6 protein-coding genes are annotated in these 6,888 nt (G+C 53.6%); 3 read left to right on the top strand and 3 right to left on the bottom strand.

Features of this window, described 5'->3' with window-relative positions; translation table 11 throughout:
• The first annotated feature begins 145 nt into the window (after positions 1–145).
• Positions 146–397: a FeoA family protein gene (locus tag VL547_RS03590; protein WP_325575276.1), complete on the top strand. Its 252-nt coding sequence runs from the start codon at positions 146–148 to the stop codon at positions 395–397.
• A gap of 8 nt (positions 398–405) precedes the next feature.
• Positions 406–981 (top strand): nicotinate (nicotinamide) nucleotide adenylyltransferase, encoded by a 576-nt coding sequence (nadD, locus tag VL547_RS03585; protein ID WP_325575274.1) that lies wholly within the window; start codon positions 406–408, stop codon positions 979–981.
• On the opposite strand, the gene chrA is transcribed toward nadD, so the two are convergent.
• From chrA to asnS, 3 genes are read right to left on the bottom strand one after another with little or no spacing between them, the layout of a single operon-like run.
• Positions 982–2,202 carry a chromate efflux transporter gene (chrA, locus tag VL547_RS03580; protein ID WP_325575272.1) on the bottom strand — a complete coding sequence of 407 codons (1,221 nt, stop codon included), beginning with the start codon at positions 2,200–2,202 and terminating at the stop codon, positions 982–984.
• A gap of 19 nt (positions 2,203–2,221) precedes the next feature.
• Entirely contained in the window at positions 2,222–3,166 is a 945-nt protein-coding gene (locus tag VL547_RS03575; protein ID WP_325575270.1) for an isopenicillin N synthase family dioxygenase, read from the bottom strand.
• A 9-nt stretch (positions 3,167–3,175) separates the two neighbouring features.
• Positions 3,176–4,612, bottom strand: a complete 1,437-nt coding sequence (asnS, locus tag VL547_RS03570; protein WP_325575268.1) for an asparagine--tRNA ligase — start codon at positions 4,610–4,612, stop codon at positions 3,176–3,178.
• 227 nt (positions 4,613–4,839) lie between these two features.
• Here asnS and rho point away from each other — a divergent pair, with 227 nt between their 5' ends.
• Positions 4,840–6,765: a transcription termination factor Rho gene (rho, locus tag VL547_RS03565; protein ID WP_325575266.1), complete on the top strand. Its 1,926-nt coding sequence runs from the start codon at positions 4,840–4,842 to the stop codon at positions 6,763–6,765.
• Positions 6,766–6,888: the final 123 nt, after the last annotated feature.

Here is a 6,888-nt window from a genome sequence, read left to right as displayed (position 1 = left end):
TTCAAGGCCTTTCTACCGCGGAGGGGCGCCTGGGCGTCTGCATTTGAAAACTGGATCATGCCGTTGGGTCGCGGTATTTCCGCAATTCGTAAATGGAAGAATTTGATACAAAGGTAGCTTTGCAGTGACAAAGAGTTACAGCAATATGCTCCAGAGACTATCCCAGGTTCCCGTCGGTCAGAAAGCGATTATCCACTCCTTTGACAAAGACGACATCTTTTTAAAGCTCATGGAAATGGGATGCGTACCTGGGGAATGGGTATCCATCGATCTCGTCGCTCCCCTGGGAGACCCCATCTCCATCTCCATCGCCGGATACAATCTGAGCCTTCGCCTGGAAGAAGCCGATATGATCTGGGTCGAAGTCATGAAGGATGAAGCTATCTTTAAGCAATAATCTCCTCGATGGACATCGGTCTCTACTTCGGCTCCTTTAATCCCATACATACCGGTCACCTCATCATCGCCCAGCACTTCCTAAATGAGACTACCCTCAAGCAGGTGTGGTTCGTGGTCACCCCTCAAAATCCCTTCAAGCCCTCCGCCACTCTTCTGAACGAGTACCACCGTTTGCACCTTGTCCGCCTGGGCATCGGCGATAACCCCGGTCTCAAAGCCTCAGACGCCGAATTCCACTTACCAAAGCCATCCTATACAAGCGTAACGCTGGCCTATCTCGAAGAGAAGCTCCCGCAGAACCGTTTTTCCATCCTGATGGGGAGCGATAGCTACCGCAACCTCCCGAACTGGCACAACAGCGGGTTTATCCTGGAGAATTACCCAATCTATGTCTATGAAAGGCCGGGGTTTCCGGTGAATGAGCCGGCGGCAAGCGGCGCAGGGACGACGATCGTAAAAGCGCCATACCTGGATATATCCGCTTCCCACATCCGCCAGCTCCTGGTTGAAAAGAAACCTATCACTTACCTGGTGCCCAGGGCCGTGGAAGAGGAGATCGAGAAAAATCATTATTATAAGTGATTACACCGGGAGGATCAACCCCAACAGGAGACACAATCCTACTATATACGGCGACCTGATCTTTGTGAAAGCGAGCAGCGCAAACGTGCACACGATCACCAGGATATTTACATAGCTCACCGTCCGGTTGTCCAGGATGGAGACGTCTTTGAGGAGATAAAAAAACGACGCCACCATAATCCCCACCACCGCGGCCTGGATGCCTTCCAGGGATCGATACACGACGGCGTACTTCTTAAGGTTGTGCCATACCGGATAAAAGAAAAGCACCAATAGTAAACTCGGCAGGAACACGCCTATCACTCCGATGACGCAACCGAGTATCTGCCCGGCGGGCCCCCAGCTACGCAAGGCCATGCCTCCGGCGTAGGAGCAAACCGAAAAGGTGGGTCCGGGGACGCCCTGCATCATACCCGCGCCGGTAAGTAGTTCCTCACCTGTCATATAGCGGGTTTTGTCCCGGACGACGAACTGCTCGTACATCATCGGCACGAGGACCTGGCTGCCACCAAAAACGATGCTCCCAAAACGGTAGAAGTTCTCAAACAGGTTGTAGCCCCGCCGGTCGGGCCACTGTTGCTTACGCGCCGTTTCGCTAACAAAACCGGCGGCAATAAAAACCAAAAGGAACAGCCAGATGTTGGTCCACCGTATCTTCTTCCGGTCGTTCGACACCTGCGGGATACGCTTGCTGCTGAAGTTGGTGACGATACCACTGAGGATTATGAGGATCGGAAATATCCAGGGGGACTTGAAAAACGCATAGGTCAGTATAGCGGCAACGACCATAATAACCCTCGTTATCGTATTCTTTATGGCAATCCGGAAAACCCGGGTGGCGGCATAGGCCAGGAAGCCGACGGCCATGGCGTGCAGGAACTGGAAGATATTCCGGTGGAGCGCGCGTTGGTCGACGTACTGTACGATAAAGGAAAATATGCCCATGAACACGCAGGCGGGCAACAGCCAAATCAATAGGGTAAGGATGGCCAGCGATACGCCGCCCCTCTTATACCCAATCAGCGTAACGGTCTGGGTCGACGAGGCGCCGGGCAATAATTGGCAAAAGGCGCTGTATTCGAGCAACTCCTCTTCCGTGACGTCCCGCCGCTTCCGAACAAACAATTTGATCATCATCCCCATGTGACCCTGGGGACCACCAAACGCCGTCAGGCTATACCAGAATACCGCCCGTAAAAAGGCGCCGTGTCTACCCAGCATACCAGCAGCGTTTACAAAATTATTTCTTCAAACCAATTTCGCGCAGACGTTCATCGAGGTATTCCCCCGCGGTGACGTCCGGATATGCCTTTGGGTGCGTCGCGTCGATACAACCCGGTAGACAAGCCAGGGACATCTCGCTTTGGGGATGCAGGAAAAACGGGATCGAAAAGCGGGACGTGTGCCACAGCTCCCGGGGCGGGTTGACAACCCGGTGGGTAGTGGACCTGAGCCTATTGTTCGTCAGCCGCTGGAGCATATCGCCCACATTGACTACGATCTGATCGGGCAGGGACGTCACAGGCAGCCAATCCTGCTGTTTGGTCCATATCTGTAACCCGTCAGCCGAGGCGCCTACCAACAGGGTGATCAGATTTATGTCTTCGTGTTGCTCCGCCCTTACCGCGCTTTTGGGCTCCTGCGTAATGGGGGGGTAGTGTATGGCGCGAAGGATGGAATTGCCGTTGTGCACATACCCATCGAAGTATCCAACCTCCAGCCCGAGATACAAGGCTATCGCCTGGAGCAGGGACGTTCCTGACGCCTCGAAAGCCCGGTATGCGCTGTGAAACGTATTATCAAAACCCGTCACTTCGGGTACCGAAACGTTCGGCGGATAATGATCCGACACAGCCTCTCCGTCTTCTACCTCCTGTCCGTATTGATAAAACTCCTTGAGATCCGGCGCGTCAAAACCCTTGGCGTGCTCCTTTCCAAAAGAAGTATATCCCCGCTGGCCTGCCAGGCCCGGTATCTCATATCCCCTTTTCTTTGGAAGCGGAAGGGCGAAAAAAGACTGCACGGCCTGGTACATCCGATCAATCAGGGGTTGTGGAATTCCGTGGTTTTTTACAGCAACGAATCCAACATCCTCAAAGGCCTTTCCAAGACCGGCGACGAATTCCGCCTTTTCCCTGGGTCCCCCTTTACTAAATTGTTGAAGATCAACGCATGGTATATTCATAAGTGCGTTTTAGAATTCACAGTTATTGGGGGTACGGGGGAAAGGTATAACGTCCCGGATATTGCCCATCCCGGTGACAAACTGGACCATCCGCTCAAAACCCAACCCGAAACCAGCGTGGGGTACGGTTCCGAACCTACGCGTGTCCAGGTACCAGGACATCTCTTCCAGGGGTAGGTGCAACTCCTCCATGCGTTCGATAAGCTTGTCCAGGCGCTCCTCACGCTGCGAGCCACCCACAATTTCCCCGATTCCGGGCGCCAGTATGTCCATCGCGGCAACGGTCTTGCCGTCGTCGTTCTGACGCATATAAAACGCTTTTATCTCCTTGGGATAGTTGGTGACGATGACCGGGCGCTTGAAATGCTTTTCCACGAGGTAGCGCTCATGCTCGCTTTGCATATCAATGCCCCAGCTAACGTCGTATTTGAATTTCTTCTTCTTATAGGCTGGGGATTGTAACAGGATTTCGATAGCCTGGGTGTAGGTTATCCTTTCGAAAGGATTTTCCAGGACGAAGCTCAATTTGGCCAACAGCCCCATATCGGAGCGCTCTGCTTCAGGCTTTGTCTTTTCCTCTTCCTCCAACCGTTTGTCAAGGAACTCCAGGTCTTCCTTGTTGTGCTCCATCACGTATCCGATGATATACCGGATAAATTCCTCGGCCAGGTTCATGTTATCTTCCAAGTCATAAAAGGCCATCTCGGGCTCGATCATCCAAAATTCCGCCAGATGCCTAGCGGTATTGGAGTTTTCCGCCCGGAAGGTGGGGCCAAAGGTGTATATCTCGCTAAAGGCCATGGCCCCCAGTTCACCCTCGAGCTGTCCGCTCACCGTCAGGTTGGTGGACTTTCCGAAGAAATCCTTGGTGAAGTCGACCTTACCTTCATCCGTCAATGGCGGCTGGGCCATATCCAACGTGGTAACGCGGAACATTTCCCCGGCGCCTTCCGCGTCGGAAGCGCTGATGATGGGCGTATGCAGGTATAAGAATCCTTTGTCGTTGTAAAACTTATGCACAGCGAACGCCAGGGCGTGCCGGACGCGAAAGACCGCTCCAAAGGTGTTGGTCCTGAAGCGCAAATGCGCTATCTCGCGAAGGAACTCCAGGCTGTGCCGTTTGGGCTGTAACGGGAACAAAGCAGGGTCACTGTCACCCAGGACCTCGATGGCGTCGGCCTTTAGCTCCATCCGTTGACCTTTACCCTGTGAAGGTATCAGGACGCCCGTAACCTTAAGGCTGGCGCCGGTAGTAATGCGTTTCAGCAGGTCGGGATCCTCCCGTTCAAAATCCACAACCGCCTGCAAATTGGCGTTGGTGGAGCCATCATTTATGTCTATAAAACGATTGCTCCGGAATGTCCGGACCCAACCCATCACTGTAATTGTCTGCCCTTCAGGCGCCGATGCCAGCGCGTCTTTGATCTTTATTCTCTTCTGTAACATACAAGAAGGCAAACCTAAAACAAAGCGCCCAAAAGCCCAATTATTCGTTAAGTGTGGAAAAATTTTTTTGTTTTCCACGCATAATTTGTAAAATTGCACTTGAATAAGCCCACTCACCCAGCGTTTTTTCAAACCTATTTTCATTAACCCCCCACTTTTCGTCCCGCCCCTCCCGGAACTCGACAGTGGAGTTACCCAACTGAAGTAAATTTCAATGTTTTCTCTTTATGTATGACATCCTTCAACTGAACGACATGCTCGTTCCTGAGTTGCACGACATTGCAGACCAGCTTAATATCCCAAGCTCTAAAAAACTGGACAAACAAGAACTCATCTATAAAATATTGGATAAACAAGCAATCATGGCCAGCGAAACGAAACCCGACGCCGGCGACAAACCCAAGCGCAAACGCATCGTAAAAGCCACGACAGGCAATACCACCGAGGAAGCCTTTGTAGAATCCAACGAACCGGAACCCGCTCCCAAAAAGGACCACAAGAAAGGTCAGAAGGGAAAGAAAGAAGCGGTCGCCCAAGCTGCATCCCCCGCGGCTCCGGTTGCGGCAGCAGCCGCTGCCGCCGCTGCCGAAGCCGGCAAACGCGGACGCAAGCCCGGCAAAAAGAAAGACGAAGTGCAAACCGCTCTTCCCCTCGAAGAAGCCGTAGCGCCCTCACAAGATCGCTCAGAACAACGCACCGAAGATAAGAATGATCGCTCGCATCGCGGCGACCGCGGACAACACCGGGACCGCGATAGAAATGATCGCGATCGTAATGATCGGGACAGAGGCGATCGGGACAGAGGCGATCGCGATCGTAATGACCGCTCCGAAAACGGCGAACGCGCAAATCGCGACAACAACAACCGCGATCGCGCAGACCGGGCCGAAGCAAACGCAAACGGCGCACCCGACACGACGCGTCTGCAGAACGACATGCTGAGCCTGGTCGAGGAAACCGATCCCTCCAACCTGGAAGAAACCCCGGTAACGCCCCGTCAATATCCCCAACGCCGCGACACGAATTTCAATATCGAATTCGACGGCGTGGTAGAAGGCGAGGGCGTATTGGAAATGATGCCCGACGGATATGGCTTCCTCCGCTCCAGCGACTATAACTACCTGAGCTCCCCGGACGACATCTATGTGTCGCCCTCCCAGATAAAGCTGTTTGGTCTTAAGACCGGCGACACCGTCAACGGTACGGTTCGCCCCCCGAAAGAAGGTGAAAAGTATTTCGCCCTCCTCAAGGTGGAAACCATAAACGGGAAGACGCCCGAAGAAGTACGCGACCGTGTTCCCTTCGATTACCTGACGCCGCTCTTCCCGTTTGAAAAGTTGAACCTTTCCAACGGCAGCAATAGCTATTCAACCCGCCTCATAGACCTCTTCACCCCCATTGGTAAGGGACAACGGGGGCTCATCGTATCACAGCCGAAGGTCGGTAAAACGATGCTGCTGAAGGAAGTGGCCAACGCCATCGCCAAGAACCATCCTGAGTGCTACCTGATCGTCCTGCTCATCGACGAGCGGCCGGAAGAAGTCACCGATATGGAACGCAGCGTACGCGCCGAAGTTGTCGCGTCCACCTTTGACGAACCCGCGGAAAAACACGTCAAGGTCTCCACCATCATCCTCCAAAAGGCCAAACGCCTGGTGGAATGCGGACACGATGTGGTGATCCTCCTTGACTCCCTGACCCGTCTGGCACGTGCACACAACACCGTGGCGCCGGCTTCAGGCAAGGTGCTCTCCGGTGGTGTCGAAGCCAACGCCATGCAAAAGCCCAAACAATTCTTCGGCGCCGCCCGTAAAATCGAGAACGGCGGTTCGCTCACTATCCTGGCCACGGCCCTCGTCGACACGGGTTCCAAAATGGATGAAGTCATCTTCGAAGAATTCAAGGGTACCGGTAACATGGAATTGACGCTCGACCGCCGTCTGGCCAACAAGCGAATCTTCCCCGCCATAGACCTGAACGCATCCTCCACCCGTCGTGAAGACCTTCTGCTCGACCGCGACGTGCTTCAACGCATGTACATCCTCCGCAAATACCTGTCCGACATGAATGCGGAAGAGTCCATGAATGAGTTGCTAAAGCGCATAAGAGGCACGAAAGACAACGAGGAGTTCCTCGCGTCCATGAATAGTTAGTCCCAACCGGTCATAGCACCCGTGGTTGCGCGCGCATTGTGCCTGCGCCCTTGGGGTGTCTGAAAAGTCTGAGGCCCCTCTTTTTTCCTGTTTTGCGAAAAGTTTCGCAAAACAGGAAAAAAG

Source organism: Dinghuibacter sp., from assembly GCF_035492835.1.
Classification (GTDB): Bacteria; Bacteroidota; Bacteroidia; order Chitinophagales; family Chitinophagaceae; genus Dinghuibacter.
This window is presented reverse-complemented; position numbering and strand designations above follow the sequence as displayed.